This is a genomic window from Pseudomonas sp. LAIL14HWK12:I7 (genome assembly GCF_000483465.1).
GTDB lineage: Bacteria > Pseudomonadota > Gammaproteobacteria > Pseudomonadales > Pseudomonadaceae > Aquipseudomonas > Aquipseudomonas kermanshahensis.
Window position 1 is genome coordinate 163,068 of sequence record NZ_AXYZ01000001.1, and the last position, 17,850, is coordinate 180,917.

At 60.5% G+C, this 17,850-nt stretch carries 16 protein-coding genes; 7 read left to right on the forward strand and 9 right to left on the reverse strand.

The window, feature by feature from the left end:
* Positions 1-91 precede the first annotated feature (91 nt).
* Entirely contained in the window at positions 92-1,492 is a 1,401-nt protein-coding gene (lpdA, locus tag D886_RS0100795; RefSeq protein ID WP_027592084.1) for a dihydrolipoyl dehydrogenase, read from the reverse strand.
* Positions 1,493-1,700: 208 nt separating this feature from the next.
* Here lpdA and cfaB point away from each other — a divergent pair, with 208 nt between their 5' ends.
* Positions 1,701-2,885, forward strand: coding sequence for a C17 cyclopropane fatty acid synthase CfaB (cfaB, locus tag D886_RS0100800; protein WP_027592085.1), 1,185 nt, complete (start codon positions 1,701-1,703; stop codon positions 2,883-2,885).
* 722 nt (positions 2,886-3,607) lie between these two features.
* On the opposite strand, the gene cls is transcribed toward cfaB, so the two are convergent.
* Entirely contained in the window at positions 3,608-5,047 is a 1,440-nt protein-coding gene (gene cls, locus D886_RS0100805) for a cardiolipin synthase (RefSeq protein WP_027592086.1), read from the reverse strand.
* Between the two features lie 131 nt (positions 5,048-5,178).
* On the opposite strand from cls, the gene D886_RS0100810 reads away from it, so the two are divergent.
* On the forward strand, positions 5,179-5,706 hold the full coding sequence (locus tag D886_RS0100810; RefSeq protein ID WP_027592087.1) for a DUF3617 domain-containing protein: 528 nt from the start codon (positions 5,179-5,181) through the stop codon (positions 5,704-5,706).
* On the opposite strand, the gene folE2 is transcribed toward D886_RS0100810, so the two are convergent.
* On the reverse strand, positions 5,690-6,595 hold the full coding sequence (gene folE2, locus D886_RS0100815) for a GTP cyclohydrolase FolE2 (RefSeq protein ID WP_027592088.1): 906 nt from the start codon (positions 6,593-6,595) through the stop codon (positions 5,690-5,692). The genes D886_RS0100810 and folE2 overlap by 17 nt on opposite strands.
* 23 nt (positions 6,596-6,618) lie before the next feature.
* The gene (locus D886_RS0100820) at positions 6,619-6,999 is read right to left on the reverse strand and encodes a hypothetical protein (RefSeq protein ID WP_027592089.1); all 381 of its coding nucleotides are present in this window, start codon (positions 6,997-6,999) and stop codon (positions 6,619-6,621) included.
* Between the two features lie 115 nt (positions 7,000-7,114).
* Between D886_RS0100820 and zigA the strand changes: the two genes are divergently transcribed.
* Genes zigA through D886_RS0100835 form a run of 3 tightly spaced genes read left to right on the forward strand, consistent with a single transcriptional unit; the run spans position 7,115 to position 9,958 of the window.
* On the forward strand, positions 7,115-8,323 hold the full coding sequence (zigA, locus tag D886_RS0100825) for a zinc metallochaperone GTPase ZigA (RefSeq protein ID WP_027592090.1): 1,209 nt from the start codon (positions 7,115-7,117) through the stop codon (positions 8,321-8,323).
* Positions 8,320-8,946 carry a DUF1826 domain-containing protein gene (locus D886_RS0100830; protein WP_027592091.1) on the forward strand — a complete coding sequence of 209 codons (627 nt, stop codon included), beginning with the start codon at positions 8,320-8,322 and terminating at the stop codon, positions 8,944-8,946. Before zigA ends, D886_RS0100830 begins: the two co-directional genes overlap by 4 nt.
* Positions 8,947-8,986: 40 nt before the next feature.
* On the forward strand, positions 8,987-9,958 hold the full coding sequence (locus D886_RS0100835) for a GTP-binding protein (protein ID WP_027592092.1): 972 nt from the start codon (positions 8,987-8,989) through the stop codon (positions 9,956-9,958).
* Here the strand turns inward: D886_RS0100835 and D886_RS0100840 are convergent, their stop codons facing one another.
* Positions 9,959-10,348 carry a DUF3301 domain-containing protein gene (locus tag D886_RS0100840; RefSeq protein WP_027592093.1) on the reverse strand — a complete coding sequence of 130 codons (390 nt, stop codon included), beginning with the start codon at positions 10,346-10,348 and terminating at the stop codon, positions 9,959-9,961.
* 120 nt (positions 10,349-10,468) lie between these two features.
* Here D886_RS0100840 and pdxY point away from each other — a divergent pair, with 120 nt between their 5' ends.
* Positions 10,469-11,341: a pyridoxal kinase PdxY gene (gene pdxY / locus D886_RS0100845; RefSeq protein ID WP_027592094.1), complete on the forward strand. Its 873-nt coding sequence runs from the start codon at positions 10,469-10,471 to the stop codon at positions 11,339-11,341.
* Here pdxY and D886_RS0100850 read toward each other — a convergent pair.
* Positions 11,338-11,823, reverse strand: a complete 486-nt coding sequence (locus D886_RS0100850) for an acyl-CoA thioesterase (RefSeq protein WP_027592095.1) — start codon at positions 11,821-11,823, stop codon at positions 11,338-11,340. The two genes, pdxY and D886_RS0100850, sit on opposite strands and share 4 nt — an antisense overlap.
* Before the next feature lie 323 nt (positions 11,824-12,146).
* Here D886_RS0100850 and D886_RS0100855 point away from each other — a divergent pair, with 323 nt between their 5' ends.
* Positions 12,147-13,907 (forward strand): cation:proton antiporter, encoded by a 1,761-nt coding sequence (locus D886_RS0100855; RefSeq protein WP_027592096.1) that lies wholly within the window; start codon positions 12,147-12,149, stop codon positions 13,905-13,907.
* A gap of 157 nt (positions 13,908-14,064) precedes the next feature.
* Here the strand turns inward: D886_RS0100855 and D886_RS0100860 are convergent, their stop codons facing one another.
* The 3 genes from D886_RS0100860 to uvrD all read right to left on the reverse strand — a co-directional run bounded on the left by D886_RS0100860 (position 14,065) and on the right by uvrD (position 17,737).
* Positions 14,065-14,472 (reverse strand): SMI1/KNR4 family protein, encoded by a 408-nt coding sequence (locus D886_RS0100860; RefSeq protein ID WP_027592097.1) that lies wholly within the window; start codon positions 14,470-14,472, stop codon positions 14,065-14,067.
* A 113-nt stretch (positions 14,473-14,585) separates the two neighbouring features.
* Positions 14,586-15,440, reverse strand: coding sequence for a Tim44 domain-containing protein (locus D886_RS0100865; RefSeq protein ID WP_027592098.1), 855 nt, complete (start codon positions 15,438-15,440; stop codon positions 14,586-14,588).
* Positions 15,441-15,553: 113 nt separating this feature from the next.
* A complete protein-coding gene (gene uvrD, locus D886_RS0100870) occupies positions 15,554-17,737 on the reverse strand; it encodes a DNA helicase II (protein ID WP_027592099.1) in 2,184 nt (727 codons plus the stop codon).
* Positions 17,738-17,850 lie beyond the last annotated feature (113 nt).

The following is a 17,850-nucleotide window of genomic DNA, read 5'->3' on the forward strand; positions in this document are numbered from 1 at the left end:
ATCCGGGTTGTAAAAATCTGCCTGGGAGGGCGCCAGACGGTTGATCTCCGTATCAACCGTGCCAGCACCGGCCCCTGTGGCCGAGGTTTTGTCAGATCTGCATCGCCATCCCTTCCACATTCATCGCCGCCTGGCGCAACGCCTCGGAGCGGGTCGGGTGCGGGTGGCAGGTGAGGGCGATGTCCTCTGCCGACGCCGAGAACTCCATGGCTACGCAGAATTCACCGATCATCTCACTGACACTCGGACCCACCAGGTGCACGCCCAGTACCTCGTCGGTGTTGGCATCGGCGAGCACCTTGGCGAACCCTTCGGTCTCGTGGTTGATCTTGGCGCGGCTGTTGGCGGTGAAGGGGAACTTGCCCACCTTGTAGGCGCGGCCTTCGGCCTTGAGCTGTTCTTCGGTCTTGCCGACGCTGGCCAGTTCGGGGCGGGTATAAATGACACCGGGGATCAGGTTGTAGTTGACCTCATGGGCCTTGCCGGCGATGCGCTCGATGCACGACACCGCTTCGTCTTCAGCCTTGTGCGCCAGCATCGGGCCTGAGGTGACATCGCCGATCACCCAGATGCCAGGCACCGAGCTGCGGTGATGATCGTTGCTCAGCATGCCGCGCTTGTCGGTCGCCAGGCCTACGCTTTCCAGGTTCAGGCCCTGGGTGTAGGGGCGGCGACCGATGGCCACCAGCACGTAGTCGGCCTGCAAGGTTTGTGCGTCGCCACCGGCGGCGGGCTCCAACGTCAGGCTGACGCCATCAGCCGACGAGGTGGCCTGGGTGACTTTGCTTCCGAGCTTGAAGCTCATGCCTTGCTTGGCCAAGGCCTTCTGCAAGGTCTTGGCGGTTTCTTCATCGGTGCCCGGGCAGATGCGGTCGAGGTATTCGATGACAGTCACTTCGCTGCCCAGGCGGCGCCATACCGAACCCAGCTCGAGGCCGATGACGCCGGCGCCGATGACGATCAGGTGCTTGGGCACCTGTGGCAGGGACAGGGCACCGGTCGAATCGATGATGCGCTGATTGTCGATGGTCACGCCTGGCAGGGGCGTGGGCTCGGAACCGGTGGCAATGACGATGTCCTTGGCGTGAAGGGTGCTTTCGCTGCCGTCCTCGGCCTTGACCACGACTTTGCCAACGCCATCCAGACGCCCCCAACCCTTGACCCAGTCGACCTTGTTCTTGCGGAACAGGTACTCGATGCCCTTGGTCAGGCCGGTAACGCTCTCGTCCTTCTGCTTCATCATCTGGGCGAGGTTCAAGGTGGGCTTCACTTCGATACCGAGGTGGGCGAACTCCTCGCCGCTGGCGGCCTCGTACAGCTCGGATGCATGCAGCAGCGCCTTGGACGGCATGCAGCCGACATTGAGGCAGGTGCCGCCCAAGGTCGAGCGGCCTTCCACACAGGCAACGGTCAGGCCCAGCTGGCCTGCACGGATTGCCGCGTTGTAGCCGCCAGGGCCACTGCCGATGATCACCACGTCATAGGATTTCATGGGTTCAACTCCAGGATGAAGAAGCGCGAGAGGGGCACAAGGTTAGTCTGTGCGTTTAAAGTTGTATACAATCTGCGTGTCTTTCATGTCTGTTTGTTCTAGACCATCGTCGTGTAAAACCCAAAATCGGCACCAATGAACTACCCTGATCCGGAGGCGTCCGAAATTATGAGGCGTGACGCCCCGTTACCTGAAGGGAGGGTCATTGATGCTTGCGCAACTTCCACCTGCGTTGCAGAGCCTGCACTTACCTTTGCGTCTGAAGTTGTGGGACGGCAACCAGTTCGATCTTGGGCCCAGCCCGCAAGTCACGATCCTGATCAAGGAGCCTCAACTGATCAGCCAGCTGACCCACCCGAGCTTGAACGAGCTGGGTGAGGCTTTCGTTGAAGGCAAGCTGGAGCTTGAAGGCGATATCGGCGAGGTCATTCGGGTATGCGACGAACTCAGCGAGGCGCTGCTGAGTGACGACGAGGACGCTGTTCCACAGCGTACCGCCCATGACAAACACACCGATGCCGAAGCCATTTCCTACCACTACGACCTGTCCAACGCGTTCTACCAGCTGTGGCTGGACCCGGACATGGCTTACTCCTGTGGCTACTTCCGTGAGCCAGACAACACCCTCGCCCAGGCCCAGCAGGACAAGTTCGATCACCTGTGCCGCAAGTTGCGCCTGCAGGCCGGCGACTACCTGCTGGACGTCGGCTGTGGCTGGGGCGGCCTGTCACGCTTCGCCGCGCGCGAATACGGTGCCAAGGTATTCGGCATTACCTTGAGCAAGGAGCAACTCAAGCTGGGCCGTCAGCGGGTGAAGGAGGAGGGGTTGGCCGAGCAGGTGGACCTGCAGATCCTCGACTACCGTGACCTTCCCCAGGATGGGCGCTTCGACAAGGTGGTCAGTGTCGGCATGTTCGAACACGTGGGGCATGCCAACCTGCCGTTGTATTGCCAGAAGCTGTTCGGTGCCGTGCGCGAAGGTGGCCTGGTGATGAACCATGGCATCACCGCCAAGCATGTGGATGGCCGGCCGGTAGGGCGGGGGGCAGGGGAGTTCATCGACCGTTATGTGTTCCCCCATGGCGAGCTGCCCCACCTGTCGATGATCAGTGCGAGCATCTGTGAAACAGGGCTCGAGGTGGTCGATGTAGAAAGCCTTCGTCTGCATTACGCCAAGACCTTGCACCACTGGAGCGAAAACCTGGAGAACCAGCTGCACCGCGCCGCGGCCATGGTGCCGGAAAAGACGCTGCGTATCTGGCGGCTGTACCTGGCCGGTTGTGCCTATGCCTTCGAGAAGGGCTGGATCAACCTGCACCAGATTTTGGCTGTGAAGCCCTATGCCGATGGTCACCATGACCTGCCTTGGACCCGCGAGGATCTTTACCGCTGAACGTCCAACCTTTGTAGGAGCAGCCTTGCGCTGCGAAGAGGCCGGTGCAAGCACCATCGATTGAGGGTGCCTGCACTGGCCTCTTCGCAGCACAAGGCTGCTCCTACAAAGAATTGAGCTGCGCCCCAGATCTTGGGCACCCGTCCATTATCTGCCGTGATTTCCCGGGCTTGATCAAAGTCACGCAGCACCACGTTCTGGTGCACAAAGCCCGTGCACCAGATCCTGGCTGTGAAGCCCTAGGCCGATGGTCGCCATGACCTGCCTTGGACCCGCGAGGATCTTTACCGCTGAACATCCAACCTTTGTAGGAGCAGCCTTGTGCTGCGAAGAGGCCGGTGCAGGCACCATCGATTGCGGGTGCCTGCACCGGCCTCTTCGCAGTTCAAGGCTGCTCCTACAAAGAATTGAGCTGCGCCCCAGATCTTGGGCACCCGTCCATTATCTGCCGTGATTTCCCGGGCTTGATCAAAGTCACGCAGCACCACGTTCTGGTGCACAAAGCCCGTGCACCAGATCCTGGCTGTGAAGCCCTACGCCGATGGTCGCCATGACCTGCCTTGGACCCGCGAGGATCTTTACCGCAGATCGTCCAACCTTTGTAGGAGCAGCCTTGTGCTGCGAAGAGGCCGGTGCAAGCAGCATCGATTGAGGGTGCCTGCACTGGCCTCTTCGCAGCACAAGGCTGCTCCTACAGAGATTGAGTAAGCTTGAAACTCAACTCAAAGAATCGGCGAGATCAACCGGGCTATTCGCATCCCAAGCTGCTGCAGCCGATGGGTATCGAGACTGTCTTCTGGGGTGATTTCCCGGGCTTGATCAAAGTCACGCAGCAGCATCTGTTCGACCTGGTCGGCGAACACGCGATCGACGGTCAGCAAGGTGATTTCGAAGTTCAGGCGGAATGAACGGTTATCCAGGTTCGCACTGCCGATCGCGCTGACCTCGTCATCCACCAGTACCACCTTCTGGTGCAGAAAGCCCGGCAAGTAACGGAACATGCGCACACCGGCACGTACGGCTTCGAAGGCAAACAGGCTGGAGGCCGCGTAGACGATCCGGTGGTCGGGCCGTGACGGAATGAGGATGCGCACATCCACACCGCGCAGAACCGCCAGTCGCAACGCGGCAAAAACGGCCTCGTCCGGGATGAAGTAGGGGCTGGTGATCCACACCCGGCGTGTCGCCGAATGGATCGCTTCGAGGAAGAACAGCGAGCAGGTTTCTTGTGGGTCTGCCGGCCCGCTGGCGAGGGCTTGGCACAGTACGCCGTTCTCCGGGTAGGTGTCGGGCAGGATCAACGGCGGCAGCTGGCGCGTCGCCCAGTACCAGTCTTCGGCGAACGACTCCTGCAAACAGGCCAGTACCGGGCCGCCGATCTGCACATGGGTATCGCGCCAGGGCGACAGTTGCGGGTGCTCACCCAAGTACTCGTCACCCACGTTGTGCCCGCCGATGAAACCCGTCAGGCCATCCACCACCACGATCTTGCGGTGGTTGCGGAAGTTGACCTGAAAGCGGTTGAACCAACCACGGCGTGTAGCGAAGGCATGAATCTCCACGCCACCGTCACGCAGTACCTGGCTGTAGCTGGCCGGCAAGGCATGGCTGCCGACGCGGTCATACAGCACGAAAACCTTCACGCCTTCAGCCGCTTTGCGCAACAGCAACTGCTGCAGTGCCTTGCCCAACGTGTCGTCGTGGATGATGAAGAACTGTACCAGCACCACGTCGCGGGCTTGATGGATGGCGGCAAAGATGGCATCGAAAGTCGCCTTGCCGTCGATCAACAGCTTTACCTGGTTGTTCGCCAGGCAAGGCATGCGCCCAAGTTTGGGCATGGCGCGCAGGGCGGCATAGCTTTCCGACTCGCGGGCGGTGAGGGCCTCTTCTACCCAGGGGCGCCAGTTCAGGTTGGCCATGGCCACGTGCATTTCCTGGTTGGCCTGGCGCCGTGCCTTGATGTAGGCGTAGAAGGAGCGAGCACCGAAGATCAGGTAGGGGATGAGCGTCAGGTAGGGAATGAAGACCAGGGGCATGGCCCAGGCAATCGCACCTTGGGCGGTGCGCACGGTGAACACTGCATGCAGTGCGGCGACAATGCCCAACAGGTGAATCAGGCCGAGCACATAACCGAAGAAGTAGGGGCTGTGGTAATCCATATGCATCCTGCTTGCCGAGTACACTGTGGGTAACAGAACACGTTCCAGGTGCGGCTTGCAACCTGCAGCTGGATTTGGCGTCTAAGCCTCAGCCCGGCCCGTTGGCCGGTTTTTTCCAGGAGCGTTCGTCCATGAAGATTCGTCTGCCACTGTTGGCGTTGGCCCTTGGCCTGAGCAGCCCATTGGTGCATGCACAGATGTTGCAGCCCGGCTTGTGGGAGCTGACCACCAGCAACATGCAGGTCGATGGCAAGCCGTTACCCGACATGGAGTTCATGCTCGGCCAGTTGAAAAACCTACCGCCAGAGCAGCGCGCCATGATGGAAGGAGTACTGGCCAAACAGGGTGTGACAGTGGGGGGCAAGGGCGTGCGCTCGTGCCTGACGCAAGAGCAGGTGGCAACCAACGATATCCCGCTGCAAGACCCGAAGTCGGGTTGCACGCAGAAGATTACCGACCGCACCGGTAATGTCTGGAAGTTCCAGTTCAGCTGCCCCAAGGCTCAGGGCACTGGGAAGGCTACCTTCCTCAGTGATAAGGAATTCACCACCCAGGTCAGTGGTACGTTCAACGCATCGGGGGTGCAGCAGCAAGGCAGCATGAACACCCGAGCCGTCTGGTTGGGCAATGATTGTGGCGCGGTCAAACCGCGCACGTGAGGTTCCATTGCCATTGGCTGGTGGCGACTGCGTCGTGGGCATGCAGGCTCTCTGCATGTTCCACGCGCAGCTTGAAGGCCGTGGCCCATTCTATTTGGCGCAACGATTGATGCAGTCGTCGTGCGGCGTCTTCGCAGAACATGAGGTTCTGCCCGTTGGCCAATGCGAACGCTTGTTCGTCCGCGCGCTTAACCGCCGTTTGCACGGCCGTTCCCAAGCTGGCCTCGACACGGTCGATCAACTCGGTAATCGGCAGCGCTAGCAAATTACGTTTCAGGCGCACGTGAATTTTCGCGCTACTGCGTTGGCTATGGGGCGTCGCAACAATGCCCTGGCTGCTGCCCAGCCACTCCAACACACTGTCTTTATCCAAGCGCCCCTCTGCAAAGTCCGCCTGAAACTGCTGCTGAATCAGCTGCCTTGCGAGTGCTGCAGAGCACGGGCACGTCGATGAGTAAGGCACAGAAACAAATAGTTCCACGTGGAACACTTCACTTTCGATGCGGGCATCGAGGGTAATCGGATAGCTTTTCCAACCTGCCAATGGGCTGATCAGAGCTGGCCGTTTCAGCAGGTGCTCGAAGGTGACGCGCAGATAAGCAGCGGAAGAGAGCCCTTCATGGCTGCTCAGAAAATCTGCCAGTAGCTGACGAATCGCTATGGGGGTGAGCGGTTGATGTTCCAGTGATTCCAATGCCAGGTACAGGCGCGACATGTGGATACCGCGTGAGCTACCGTCCACCAGGCTCACGCCCGCGTCGACAGTGGCAGCGGCTGTGCGACCTTCGAATTGCACAGGCACAGCGATCCCGCACATACCTACCCAGTCGAGGGGTAAGGCGTACTGTTGAGCTTGTGCGGCGATGTCGGGAAGCGTGAGTTGGGTCATGTGTCATTCCAAACGAAAAGGTTTCAGCGGCAACCGCCGATCAAGCTGCAGTGCAGGTTGAAGCGCTGCCCACTGGAGCTGGACACCCGGTTCAACGTAGTCCAGCCGATACGGCGGCTATAGCCCACCCAAGCCTCACCGTCGCTGGCCAGGCCGGTGTAGAAGGTCAACCCACCATAGCGGCTGTTGGTTTGCGCCCATGAACGGCGGCTCACGTGCTCATAGCCACGCAGATAGAACGTGCTGCCTTCAGTGCGCACACTGTAATAACTGCCCTTGCCATCCTGGCAGGCCAACAAGGTCGCGCTGCGGGTACACAGTGCCAACGGGTTGCTCTGTGGCATGGCTAACAGCGTTGTGGGCATGGCCAGCAACAGCATCAGCACAGCGCGTGGAGGCTTCATTTTTCATCTCCGGCGATCACTCTTCCGACGAGAACAGCTTGGCGAAATTGTATTGTTACTTTATAACATTATGCAATGCATCGTTTCGAATGCGTCTGCCTGAAGAGGTTTCGCCATGCCCAACCGTCTCCCCGTTACCGTGCTGTCTGGCTTTCTTGGCGCCGGCAAGAGCACCTTGCTCAACCATGTACTGCGTAACCGCGACAACCTGCGCGTCGCGGTGATCGTGAACGACATGAGTGAAATCAACATCGATGCCAGCGAGGTGCAACGCAACGTCAGCCTGAACCGCGCAGAAGAAAAACTCGTCGAGATGAGCAACGGCTGCATTTGCTGCACGCTGCGCGAAGACCTGCTCGAGGAAGTGGCGCGGTTAGCCGAAGAGGGGCGCTTCGACTATTTGCTGATCGAGTCCACCGGCATATCCGAGCCGCTACCGGTGGCCGAGACGTTCACCTTTCGCGATGAGCAGGGCCGCAGCCTGTCCGACATGGCCCGGCTGGACACCATGGTCACGGTGGTCGATGGCCTCAACTTTATGCGCGACTACCAGGCAGCGGATAGCCTGGCCAGCCGTGGCGAGACCCTGGGTGATGACGATGAGCGTTCAATCAGCGACCTGCTGATCGAGCAGGTCGAGTTCGCCGACGTGTTGCTGTTGAGCAAGATCGACTTGATCAGCCAGCACGAACGTGAAGAGCTCACGGCCATTTTGCGCAGCCTCAACGCCAGGGCGCAGATTGTGCCCATGGTGATGGGGGAGGTACCGCTGGCGCGCATCCTCGACACGGGCCTGTTCGACTTCGACCAGGCCGCACAAGCCCCCGGCTGGCTGCAGGAGTTGCGTGGCGCGCATGTGCCGGAAACCGAAGAGTACGGCATCGCCGCCAGCACCTGGCAAGCGAGGCGCCCACTTCATCCACAACGCTTTTTCGACTTTATCCACAAGCCCTGGAGCAACGGCAGGCTGCTGCGTTCGAAGGGTTTTTTCTGGCTGGCCAGCAAGTATCAGGAGGCCGGTAGCTGGTCTCAGGCGGGGGGCATGATGCGCCATGGCATGGCCGGTCGCTGGTGGCGATTCGTGCCGCGTGAACAGTGGCCGCAGGATGTGGATAACGCCGAGGCGATACTGAAATACTGGACTGTGGAGACGGGTGACTGCCGCCAGGAATTGGTGTTCATCGGGCAAAATATCGACTTCGAAAAGTTATCCACAGAGCTTGAAAGCTGCCTGTTGACGGATGCAGAAATGCAATTAGGGCCGATGGGTTGGTTACGTCTGCCCGACCCATTCGGCCCTTGGCATGAAGAGGCGGCAGCATGAACCTCGCGCATAGCCCTGTGGATATCTTTCAGGTGTTCGGTGAGTCGCCTCAGGTGCTAACCGATGTTCTGCAGGACGGCGTGAACCTGGCGGTATGGCGTCGGCGCTTGCCGGCCCAGCTGGAGGATTTTGCACAGCTGGTCATCAGCCTCAGCCAACCCTTGGCTGACCAGCGCGTAATCGATGTGGACGAACAGCAGATGCCGGCGTTGACCGGCCTGTTGCGCGAAGCTGCCGACCTGCAAGGCTATGAGAGCTTCGTCGCCGATGTCAGCTGGCTGGTGGCTGCCTATACCTGCCTGCTCGGCGCGCGCCGAGTGGGCCTGCGCCTGCGTGTGCTGCAAGGGCCGATGTGCCCGCGCTTCCATGTGGACCACGTGCCGGTGCGCTTGCTTACCAGCTATGCAGGCCCCGGTAGCGAGTGGCTGAAAGAAGGCGCTGTGGATCGGCGCGAACTACACCAGGCCGTGCCACCTGTGGATAACATTCAGTGCCTGCAGGCAGGCGAAGTGGCCCTGCTCAAAGGCGAAAAGTGGCAGGGCAACGAGGGCGCTGGGTTGGTTCATCGCTCACCCTCCGGGCGCCAAGGGCGCTTGTTGCTCAGCCTTGACTGGCTGGCGTGACGGCGCATAGTGAGGCGAACCTCCAGCCTGAAGCCATGCCATGTTGCAAAACATACCTACCCACGTGATTGCCGGCCCATTGGGCGCCGGCAAGACCACGCTCATCCGTCATTTGCTGGCCCAACGCCCCGCCGGTGAGCGTTGGGCCGTGTTGATCAATGAGTTCGGCCTGGTGGGGCTCGATGCCGCCTTGCTAAGCCGCGACGAGGACGGCATTGCCATCGGTGAAGTCGCTGGGGGCTGCCTGTGCTGCGTCAATGGCATGCCGTTCCAGGTGGGTTTGGGCCGGCTGTTGCGCAAGGCCCGTCCTGATCGATTGTTCATCGAGCCCTCCGGCCTAGGCCATCCGTTGCAGTTGCTCGCTCAACTTCAGCAAGCGCCTTGGGTTGGAGTGCTGACAATCCAGCCACTTCTCATGGTTGTGGATGCTCAGAAAATGCTCCGCGACGAGCCGCTTCCAGAGGCTCAACTGCACGCTTTCGAGGCCTGCAAGACAGTGGTTTTCAACAAATCCGAGGCTGTGGATGAATGTCATAGGTTGTTGATAACTAAGAAATTTCCACAAAAAGATATTCTTTGGACATACCAGGGGATGCTGCCCATTTCGCGGCTTCTGATTTCATCCACAGGGGCTATTTCGCCGCCAGATGTGGATAACAGGATTGTCGACAATCTGGGAAATACGCCTGCAACCCTATGGAATAAGCCCAATGAGCCGATCTGCAGTGCGCAGCAAGGGGAGGGAGGTTGGAGTATTGGCTGGCGCTGGCATCCCAGTCAGCAATTTTATCCACAACGCTTATTAGCGTTTTTGCACGCCTGGCCGTGGCGCCGTGCCAAGGGAGTTATCCACACAGGGCAAGGTTGGCAGTCTTTCAATGGGCTGGACGGGGTGCTGCCGCAGTGGCAGCCGAGCGACTGGCGCAGGGATACGCGCATCGAGCTGATTTTTGATCACGCTCAACCGCAGCCGGCCCTGGAGGCCGGCTTGAAGGAATGCCTTATGCGTTAATCAGCGCCAGCGGTTGTGCTCTTGGCGCCACTGCTGCATCTCGATCACATTGTCAGTGCGCGGTGGCGTCTTGATCTCGAACGGGTAGGGCGCCAGTTCGATCTGCACGCTGTGGGCGCCGAACTGGGTGACGGTGCCGGGGTGACGCTGCTCACCCGTCACGGTGAACTCGAAGGCATAGATGCGCGCCAGGCGCTTTTTGCCGTTGGCGTCACGGACAAAGGCGATACGCTTGAGGGCAACGGCATCGTCGAGCAGTTCGAGGTCGAGCTTGGCGCAATGCTGCTTGACCCGCTCCAAGGCTTTCTCGCGCAACCCATGGTTGTGCCACAACCAAGCGCCTGCCGTGGCGACCAGCATCAGGACGAAGAGATTCTCCAGGGTCAACATTTGCGTATGCTCCAAACAGGTCGAACCAGCTTAACTGCGTCCCTGGCCTGTCGTACAGGTGGCAATCGAGTTCATACTGCGCTGCGCACAATCATTGAAACAGCTTTGGAAATCTCCCGCATGAAACGTACCCCGCACCTGCTCGCCATCCAGTCACATGTGGTGTTCGGCCACGCCGGCAACAGCGCCGCGGTGTTTCCCATGCAGCGTATTGGGGTCAATGTCTGGCCGCTCAATACCGTGCAGTTTTCCAATCATACTCAGTATGGCCAGTGGGCAGGCGACGTGCTTGCTCCAGCGCAAATTCCTGCGTTGGTGGAAGGCATTTCCAACATCGGCGAGCTGGGCCACTGCGATGCGGTGCTTTCTGGCTACCTGGGCAGTGCCGAACAGGGGCGGGCGATCCTGGCGGGGGTCGAGCGCATCAAGGGCGTGAACCCCAAAGCGCTGTACCTGTGCGACCCGGTCATGGGCCACCCCGAGAAAGGCTGCATCGTGCCGCAGGAAGTGAGCGAGTTTCTGCTTGAAGAAGCGGCCGCCCGGGCCGACATCCTTTGCCCTAATCAGCTGGAGCTGGACAGTTTTTGTGGCCGCCGTGCGCAGTCGTTGGAAGATTGCGTGCAGATGGCGCGCAGCCTGCTCGCGCGTGGGCCGAAAGTAGTGCTGGTCAAGCACCTGGCGTATCCCGGGCGCGCCGAGGACCAGTTCGAGATGCTGTTGGTGACCGCCGAAGACAGCTGGCACCTGCGCCGCCCGCTGCTGGCTTTCCCGCGTCAGCCGGTGGGCGTGGGCGACCTGACGTCCGGCCTGTTCCTGGCCCGTGTGCTGCTTGGCGACACGTGGCTGCAGGCATTCGAGTTCACGGCCTCGGCAGTGCATGAAGTGCTGCTCGAAACCCAAGCCTGTGCCAGCTACGAACTGCAGCTGGTGCGGGCCCAGGATCGTATCGCCCACCCGCGCGTGCGCTTCGAGGCGCAGCGCCTGGCGCTTTAAACGGCGTCGGTCTTGAGGTCCTGGTAGCGTTTTTCCAGCTCCTGGCGGATTTGCCGGCGTTGTTGGCCCTGCAGGAACCGGCGCTTCTCCTCGCTGCTGTGCGGTTGGCGCGGCGGCACCGCTACGGGGCGGCGGTTGTCATCGACCGCCACCATGGTGAAGAAGCAGCTGTTGGAATGGCGTACCGAGCGTTCCCGGATGTTTTCGGTCACCACCTTGATGCCCACCTCCATCGAGGTGTTGCCGGTGTAGTTGACCGATGCGAGGAACGTCACCAGTTCACCCACGTGCACGGGTTCACGGAAGATCACCTGGTCGACCGACAGGGTCACCACGTAGCTGCCGGCGTAGCGGCTTGCACAGGCATAGGCGACTTCATCCAGGTACTTGAGCAAGGTGCCGCCATGCACGTTGCCGGAGAAGTTGGCCATGTCCGGGGTCATCAGGACGGTCATGCTCAGCTGGGCGTTTCCAGGTTCCATAGTGTGCTCACGGTGAGGTTGCGCTGAATCGGGGCGGGTATCTGCTGACACGTTCTGTTTCCCCTCTTTGAGTTTGCCTGCCTGGTACGGGACGTTGGCTGATGCGCCATGGTCACGCTGATCACGCCATCGGCGGCGGTTAACCTGCCGATCTGTTTCTACATATTGCACCGGCGTTATGCGGCGGGGTGCGATGTTAACCTGAGTACGCCCATGCAACATGGGCTTTCCTGCATTCAATACAGTATGTACTTGCTGCTCGCTCGGTTTGCCTTGGCAGAGGAGCGGTCTGCCCGGGCATTCGATAAAAGGAGTATCGCGCCATGCATGCCATCAGCTTCATCCAGGACCTGGCAGTGATCATGCTGGTTGCCGGGGTGGTCACGATTCTCTTCCACCGCCTCAAGCAACCTGTCGTGTTGGGCTATATCGTCGCCGGCTTCATCATCGGCCCCCACACACCGCCGTTTGGCCTGATCCACGATGAAGACACCATCAAGACCCTCGCCGAGCTCGGGGTGATCTTCCTGATGTTCTGCTTGGGGCTCGAGTTCAGCCTGCGCAAGCTGTTCAAGGTCGGCGCCACAGCGTTTATCGCGGCGTTCCTGGAAATCGTGCTGATGATCTGGATCGGGTTCGAGATCGGTCGCTGGTTCGGTTGGAACACCATGGATTCGTTGTTCCTCGGCGCAATCCTGGCGATCTCCTCGACCACCATCATCGTCAAGGCGCTCAACGACCTGAAGATGAAGAACGAGCGCTTCGCTCAACTGATATTCGGCGTGCTGATCGTCGAGGATATCCTCGGTATCGGCATCATCGCCTTGCTCTCGGGCATCGCCGTCAGCGGCACGGTCAGCTCTGGCGAGGTGTTTTCCACGGTCGGCAAGCTGTCGCTGTTCATGATTGTCGCGCTGGTCATCGGCATCTTGCTGGTGCCACGGCTGTTGGCCTATGTGGCGAAATTCGAAAGCAACGAGATGTTGCTGATTACCGTGTTGGGCCTGTGTTTCGGGTTCTGCCTGCTGGTGGTGAAGCTGGAATACAGCATGGTCCTGGGCGCCTTCCTGATTGGCGCGATCATGGCCGAGTCGCGCCAGCTGCTGAAAATCGAGCAACTGATCGAGCCGGTACGTGACCTGTTCAGCGCCATTTTCTTTGTCGCCATCGGCCTGATGATCGACCCTCAGGTACTGATCGACTACGCCTGGCCGATCGTGGTCATCACCTTGGCGGTAGTACTTGGCAAGATGCTGTCCTGTGGCATGGGGGCGTTTATCGCTGGCAATGATGGCCGCACTTCGTTGCGTGTCGGCATGGGGCTTTCGCAGATCGGCGAGTTCTCGTTCATCATCGCCGCGCTGGGCATGACCCTGCAGGTCACCAGCGATTTCCTGTATCCGGTGGCGGTTGCTGTTTCGGCCATTACCACGCTGCTGACGCCTTATCTGATCCGTGCGGCCGACCCCCTGTCATTGAAGCTGGGTAAGGTGGTGCCGAGCCGTCTGGCGCGTGTGCTGTCGCTGTATGGCGAATGGTTGCGCAACATTCAGCCGCAAGGTGAAGGTGCCATGCTGGCAGCCATGATCCGCCGCATCCTGTTGCAGGTTGGCGTTAACTTGGCACTGGTGATTGCCATCTTCTTCACCGGTGGTTACTTCGCTGGGCGCATTGGCAATTGGCTCAGTGAGTGGTTCACCGATGTCAGCCAGCAAAAGGCGGTGATTTGGGGGGCGGCATTGCTGCTGTCGCTGCCGTTCCTGATTGCGGCGTATCGCAAGCTTAAGGCGTTGTCGATGCTGCTGGCGGAGATGGGCGTGAAGCCTGAAATGGCGGGGCGTCACACCCAGCGTGTGCGTCGTGTGATTGCCGAGGTGATCCCGCTGCTGTCGCTGCTGGTGATCTTCCTGCTGTTGTCGGCGCTGTCGGCGAGCATCCTGCCTACCAGTGAACTGCTATTGGTCATTGCGGTGGTGGCGGCAGTGGTGGTGGCTTTACTGTGGCGTTGGTTTATCCGCGTGCACACGCGCATGCAGATTGCCTTGCTAGAGACGCTGGAGAACAGCCGCGAGAATTCGCACTGAGGGAGGTAATGCTCCCTGCGCAAGATTTCACCGTCGTCCGAGGGGATGGAGCGGTAGCGATGTCGCCAGGCGCAGAAAGCCTGGCGATTTTAATCGCATTAATGGCCCTGAGCCATAAATTTTCCTGGCGGTATTTCTGATGCTTTTGTAGGAATAATCAGCTTTCCAGCCAGACGTCCCGCGCCCAGTGCCAGACCGACTCCCAGCTGTCTTCAAGGACGATTTCTTCTTCGGCGTCCCACAGCACGACAGTGCCGTCTTCTTCCACGCAGTAATAGTTATCACCGTCCTGGCAGATCGGGATCAGTTCGCGCGGCACGCCGGCATCCCAGGCATTGGATGCAACATCTGGCAGGTAGGTATGCGACTGTGGGTCGGTGACCGTGACAGGTTCCAGGGAGCCGTAGACCACATCACTGACGGTCAGCAGGAACTCCTTGAACACGTAGGGAATGTTGATGAACAGCTGCTCTTCGATTTCTACCAGCTGATCTTCATCGGGAAGCTCCAAAGGTACCGGTACCGGTTCATTGGCTTCACGGAGTTGTTCGATCACTTCTTCCACGGTTCACTTCCTCTTACCTGATGACAACGCTGCGCGTTATACCCTAGTAGCCCAGTGTGGCAAAAGCAAAAACCCCGGGACAAGGCCCGGGGTTTTTGTAGTGCGCCTGTCGGTTAGCCGTTTTGACGGATACCGGCGACCAGCCAAGGCTGGTTCTCGCCCTGGGCGCGAACCATGTGCCAGCTTTCGCTGAACACTTCGCCCTGGTCGAAGCGCGAGGTCTTCGACACGCCACGGAAGGTCAGGGTGGCGTCGGTACGGTCGGCGCGGTCGTCTACACCGTCCAGCTGCACTTCGAGGTTGTCGATGTAGGTGGCCTGGAAGCCATCACCCAACTCGGCACGTTCGCGCTTGAGGAACTCGAGCATCTGCGGCGTGACGAACTCGGCGATCTTGTCCATCTCGTTGGCATCCCAGTGCTGCTGCAGCGACTGGAAGTGGCTTTGCGCGGCAGCCAGGAAGCTCTGCTCGTTGAACCAGGCCGGTGCGTTGATCACCGGAGCGGCTGCAGCGGCAGGTGCGGCCGAGCCACCGAAGACCGACGGCTGGGCAGGCTGTGCGTGGGCTTCACGCTGGAACGGCGCATGGCCCGGTGCGGCCATTTGCGGCTGCTGCTGGCGGCGACGCGCGGCAATGAAGCGGAACACCAGGAAGGCGATCAGGCCCATGATCAGGAAGTCCATGATCTGCATGCCCTGGAAGCCGTCACCCATGAACATGGAGGCCAGCAGGCCACCGGCGGCGAGGCCGGCCAGTGGGCCCAGCCAGCGCGAAGCACCGCTGGCGGCAGCCGGTGCACGGCCTGGCGCGGTCGGCGCGGCGGCAGGCGTGGTTGGCGTGGCCTGACGGGTCTGGTGAATAGGCGCGGAGCCCGAGCTCTTGCCGCCGCCGAACCGCTTGGCGTTGGCGTCCAGGCTCAGCGTCAAGCCGACGCAGAGCGCCAGAGCGATGCTAAGAAAACGTTGCATAAGTGGGATATCCCCTGTTGTGGATTGCACGCGCGTCATGGTGCACAGGTTCCCGGGCACATGACCAGCGACATAATGTTTCGAGCTTTTGCCTGAATGTTACAAGGCGGTGCCTACACCGCCTCGAGCTTGGCGTACCCCAGCATCAGCCACTTGCTGCCTTCGGCAAAATTCACCTGCACACGTGCCTGGGCGCCAGAGCCTTCGAAGTTGAGGATAACCCCTTCGCCGAACACCGCATGCTGCACCCGCTGCCCGAGATTGAAGGCGGTTTGCGGAATGTTGGCATTGGCGAACAGGTTGCTGGTGGTGGCCTTCGCCCCGCCGAACGGGCGGGTGACACTGTTGGACAGGCGCACTTCCTGGACCAGGCCTGCCGGAATCTCGCGTACGAAACGCGACACCTTGTTGTAGGTCTCGCTGCCATACAGGCGACGTGTCTCGGCGTAGGTCATGACCAGCTGGCGCATGGCGCGGGTAATGCCCACGTAGGCCAGGCGACGTTCTTCTTCAAGGCGGCCAGGCTCTTCCAGGCTCATCTTGTGCGGGAACAGGCCTTCTTCCATGCCCACCAGGAACACGTAGGGGAATTCCAGGCCTTTGGCGCTGTGCAAGGTCATCAGCTGAATGCTGTCTTCATGCTCGTCGGCCTGGGTATCGCCCGCTTCGAGCGATGCATGGCCAAGGAAGGCGGAGAGCGGCGAGAGGTCGGCGTCTTCGTCGCTGGACTCGAAGTTGCGCGCAGCGCTGACCAGTTCCTCAAGGTTTTCTACCCGTGCCTGGCCCTTTTCACCCTTTTCTTCCTGGTGATAGAGGATCAGGCCGGACTGTTCGATGGTGACTTGGGTCATGGTATGCAGTGGCATGTCCACAACCTTGGCGGCCAAGCCCTCGATCAACTCGATGAACGCCCCCAGGGCGCTGGCGGCGCGGCCCTTGAGGGCTTTGGCGGCGATCAATTGGCACATCGCCTCCCACATCGACAGCTGGCTGTGGCGGGCGTGGTCGCGGATGGCTTCGACGGTTTTTTCGCCGATACCGCGCGGTGGCACGTTGATAACCCGCTCCAGCGCTGCATCGTTGCCACGGCCTTCGAGCAGGCGCAGGTAGGCCATGGCGTTCTTGATTTCGGCACGTTCGAAGAAGCGCTGGCCGCCGTAGATGCGGTACGGAATGCGTTCGCGCAGCAGGGCTTCTTCCAGTACCCGCGACTGGGCGTTGGAGCGGTACAGAATGGCGATTTCGTTGCGCGCATTGCCTTGCTTGATCAGGCTCTCGATGGTTTCCACCACGTAGCGCGCTTCATCGTGTTCGTTGTAGGCCGCGTAAAGGGTCAGCGGTTCGCCTTCGCCCATGTCGGTCCACAGCTCTTTGCCCAGGCGCCCGCTGTTGTTGGCGATCAAGGCGTTGGCTGCCTTGAGGATGCCGCCGGTGGAGCGGTAGTTCTGCTCCAGGCGGATCATCTCGGCGTCGGGGAAGTCGGCTGTGTACTGGTGAATGTTTTCGATCTTGGCGCCGCGCCAGCCGTAAATTGACTGGTCGTCGTCACCCACCGCCATCAGGCTGTCGCCACCGCGCGCGAGCAGGCGCAACCAGGCGTACTGCACGGCGTTGGTGTCCTGGAACTCGTCCACCAGCACATGGCGGAAGCGCCGCTGGTAATGCTCCAGCAGGCCAGGGTGATCGCGCCACAGGTCCAGGGCACGCAGCAGCAGCTCGGAGAAGTCGATGACCCCGGCGCGCTCACAGGCCTGTTCGTAGGCGGTGTAGACGTCGCGCATGGTCGACAGGAACAGGTCACCGCCGGGCTGGATATGCTGGGGGCGCAGGCCTTCGTCTTTCTGCCCGTTGATGAACCACTGCGCCTGGCGTGCTGGCCACTTCTGCTCATCGAGGCCAAGCTCGCGCATCACCCGCTTGACCAGGCGCTGCTGGTCATCGCTGTCGAGAATCTGGAAGTTCTGCACCAGCCGGGCTTCCTGCCAGTGCGCGCGCAGCAGGCGATGGGCCAGGCCGTGGAACGTGCCCACCCACATGCCCGCCGGGTTTATCCCCAGCAACTGCTCGATCCGCTGGCGCATTTCTGCCGCGGCCTTGTTGGTGAAGGTCACCGACAAGATCGAGTGCGGCGAGGCCTGCTCGACCTGGATCAGCCAGGCGATGCGGTGCACCAGCACGCGGGTTTTACCGGAACCGGCGCCGGCAAGCACCAGTTGACGCCCGAGCGAGGCGGCTACGGCCTGGCGTTGGGCGTCATTGAGGGAGTTCAGCAGGAGGGAGAGGTCATCTGTGCGCATCGGGCCATTCTAGGGCGAGGCAAGGGATGGGGCAAACGTCTACTGTATAAATGTTCACCCTGAAGGCCCACCGTTCATCCGAGCGCTCGAGCAAGGGCCTGCCTTAAAGGCAG